Annotated in this window: 4 protein-coding genes; all 4 read right to left on the bottom strand. The window is 64.4% G+C overall.

Annotated features, from left to right (window positions below; all coding sequences use genetic code 11):
• Nucleotides 1-475 (bottom strand): phosphatase PAP2 family protein (locus tag MOV74_RS34775; protein ID WP_404979223.1); only part of this gene is annotated, 475 nt, incomplete at its 3' end.
• An 81-nt stretch (nt 476-556) separates the two neighbouring features.
• Nucleotides 557-1051: a hypothetical protein gene (locus MOV74_RS34770; protein ID WP_246931542.1), complete on the bottom strand. Its 495-nt coding sequence runs from the start codon at nt 1049-1051 to the stop codon at nt 557-559.
• Nucleotides 1052-1219: 168 nt separating this feature from the next.
• Nucleotides 1220-2422: a 23S rRNA (adenine(2503)-C(2))-methyltransferase RlmN gene (gene rlmN / locus MOV74_RS34765; RefSeq protein ID WP_246931540.1), complete on the bottom strand. Its 1203-nt coding sequence runs from the start codon at nt 2420-2422 to the stop codon at nt 1220-1222.
• 167 nt (nt 2423-2589) lie between these two features.
• Nucleotides 2590-3106 (bottom strand): invasion associated locus B family protein (locus tag MOV74_RS34760; protein WP_246931537.1); only part of this gene is annotated, 517 nt, incomplete at its 5' end.

Here is a 3106-nt window from a genome sequence, read left to right as displayed (position 1 = left end):
CCAGCGTCCAGAACGCGGTCGCGCCCTCGCCCGAGAAGAACGAGCAGTTGCGCGCGCAGCCGCCGCGCGGATCCCACCACGGCACGAATTGCTGGTCGCCGGCGAACTCGGTCACCACAACCGGCCGGGGCCGGCCCCAATAGGTCTTGAAGGTGAGGTTGGTGAGAATGCCGGCAGACAGAATGATCGTGACCAGCAGGAACACGATCGCGCGCCCCGACACCATCAACGGCCGGTCGGGCCTGATCATCTTGACCACGAGCGCCACAAGCGACGGCAGCACGAAGGCCCAGGCCACCCACATCGCAGCATCACGCGCGAAGCCCGCCCAGTCGTTCAGCTTGAGCGGAAAGGTTTTCGTTTGGGGATCGAAGAACAGCGACGCGAGCTTGAGGTCGAGCTCTGGATAGAGGCCGAAAACGACGCCGATCACGAGCCACAGCGCCAGGGCGATGAAGAGTCCAGTCCGGTTCATGGCGCGCGGTTTAGCGGAGTGGGACGGGGATGAAAACCCCGGCGGCGGGGCCCATCCTCCCCTGGAGGGGAGGATAGAAGGTCACCGCGCATCCGGCCTTGAATTCGACGGAAGGGGCGGGGGCGGCTCGCGCGGAGGTAGCGGATCGCGCCAGGCGCCGGCGTTGCGGCCGGCGATCAACCAGTAGACCACGCCGGCAACGATGCCGGCGCCGGTCATGATTTCGAGATGCCGGCGGACGACGCCTTCGAATTGGAACGTGTCGGAGTGAAACGGAACGAGACCGAGATAGCAGGCGAGCCCGACGAGGCCGCCGCCGACTGCGTAAGCGAGCGCGCTGCGGATATAGAGGGCCTCGGTGATCGCGACGATCACCGCCGCCGGAACCAGGGCAAAACCCGACACGAAAATGAAGCCGAATCCGAGCAGGATGTCGAGCGTGCCCTGATCGACGGGACCGGCGCCGAGATCGGCGAATTCCGGAAACAACAGCGCGACGACGACGATCATCCCGCCGACGAAACAGGCGGCGAGAAAGCCGATGAAGATGACGATGAGGCGGCCGATCAGGGACATCTGAGGGACTCGTGGAATATCACCGTCATTCCGGGATGGCGCGTAAGCGCCAGACCAGGAATCTCGAGATTCCGGGTTCGGTGCTGCGCACCGCCCCGGAATGACGGCCATAGACGCATATGGCCGGGTCAAGCCCAGCCATGACGAGCGTTGAATATGGCGCCATCCTCAATCCGTCATCGCCATGGCGCGCAACGCCTGGCGTTCGCGGGCGCTGAGCTTCTCGGTCTCCGATTTCAGCTGGCCGCAGGCGGCGAGGATGTCGCGGCCGCGCGGGGTGCGCACCGGCGAGGAATAGCCGGCGTTGAAGATGTATTCGGAGAATTTTTCGATCTGGTCCCAGTCCGAACATTCATAGGCCGTACCGGGCCAGGGATTGAACGGGATCAGATTGATCTTGGCGTGAACGCCCTTGAGCAGCTTCACCAGCAGTTTTGCATCGTCGAGCGAGTCGTTGACACCCTTGAGCATCACATATTCGAAGGTGATGCGCCGCGCATTGGAGGCGCCGGGATAGTCTCGGCAGGCCTGCAGCAGCTCCTTGATCGGATATTTGCGGTTGAGTGGCACCAGCTCGTTGCGCAGCTCGTCGCGCACGGCATGCAGCGAGATCGCGAGCATGACGCCGATCTCCTCGCCCGCGCGCACGATGTTCGGCACCACACCCGAGGTCGACAGCGTAATGCGGCGGCGGGAGATGCCGATGCCTTCATTGTCGCCGACGATCAAGAGCGCATCGCGCACCGCGTCGAAATTGTAGAGCGGCTCGCCCATGCCCATCATCACGATGTTGGTGACGCGGCGCGTGCCGTCTTCGCGATCGGCCCAGTCATTCAGGCGATCGCGTGCGACCATCACCTGCCCCACGATCTCGCCGGCGGTGAGATTGCGTACGAGGCGCTGCGTGCCGGTGTGGCAGAACGAGCAGTTCAGCGTGCAGCCGACCTGGGAGGAGACGCAGAGCGTGCCGCGATCGGTCTCGGGGATGTAGACGCACTCGACCTCGTGGGCACGCTCGACATTGTCGCCGCTCGGCAGCCGCAGCAGCCATTTGCGGGTGCCGTCGTTCGAGATCTGCTCGGCGACGACCTCGGGCCGGTCGACCGTGAAGTGCTGCGCGAGCTCGGCGCGAATGCCCTTCGAGATCGAGGTCATGTCGTCGAAACTCTGGGCGCCCCGGAAATAGAGCCAGTGCCACAGCTGCTGCACCCGCATCTTGCGCTGCCCCGGCGCGACGCCGATCTCGCCGAGGCGATCGGCAAGCTCGGTGCGCGACAGACCGATCAGCGACGGCTTTGCCGGCGGCACATAGGTCTCGAGTGGCGTCTTCTCCACCAGGATTGCGTTATGCGGCTCGGTCGTCGGTTGCATTGAATGGACCTGAGTATGTGGTCGTTCCGGGACGACGCGAAGCGTTGAGCTTCCGGGTCTGGTCCTTCGGACCATCCCGGAATGACGGAAAACTTGGAACCGCCCCTATATAGCAACCGGAACACCCGATTGCGACCTTGATCGCCCTCAGCCTTAACGACTAGGCGTTACCGCCGACAATCCTGGGCGATCTTGTCCAGAGCCTGGGCGAGGCCCTTCAGCGAGAACGTATCGGTCGTCTCGGTGCCCTTGGCCGAGACGCCCTTGACCACCAGCTCGGCGGATTTGCGCATGGCCTCGACCATCCGCTCCTCCTCGGCCGCATTCTTGATCCAGAGGCCGTCGCCCTGCGTGTACATCGCGAAGGCGGCGCCACCGACCTCGACCGACGATTCAGAACCCGGCTTCAGCGCATAGCCGATCATGACCGAGACTTCGTTGTTCACTTTCTCCGCCGGCCGGGTCGAGACGAAGGCATAGGCGGGATCGCGCGGCCGATTCGGCGGGTTGGTCTTCGACGACGATGGCTTGGCCAGCGCGAAGCAGACCTTCTTGCCGTTGGGCGTCGCCGAATAGGCGCCCCAGGTGCCGAACTGGCCGATCAGTGTCGGCTCGGCGCCACCCGCAACTGCCGCGGGCGGGGCTGCCGGCTTGCTCTCGGGCTTTGCAGCCGACTTCGCCGCT

The organism is Bradyrhizobium sp. SHOUNA76 (genome assembly GCF_023006445.1).
Classification (GTDB): Bacteria; Pseudomonadota; Alphaproteobacteria; order Rhizobiales; family Xanthobacteraceae; genus Bradyrhizobium.
This window is presented reverse-complemented; position numbering and strand designations above follow the sequence as displayed.

What these genes read in the sequence shown, in the direction of transcription:
- rlmN (WP_246931540.1), bottom strand. Translation starts at nt 2,422, where the DNA reads ATGCAACCGACGACCGAGCCGCATAACGCAATCCTGGTGGAGAAGACG.
- MOV74_RS34770 (WP_246931542.1), bottom strand. Translation starts at nt 1,051, where the DNA reads ATGTCCCTGATCGGCCGCCTCATCGTCATCTTCATCGGCTTTCTCGCC.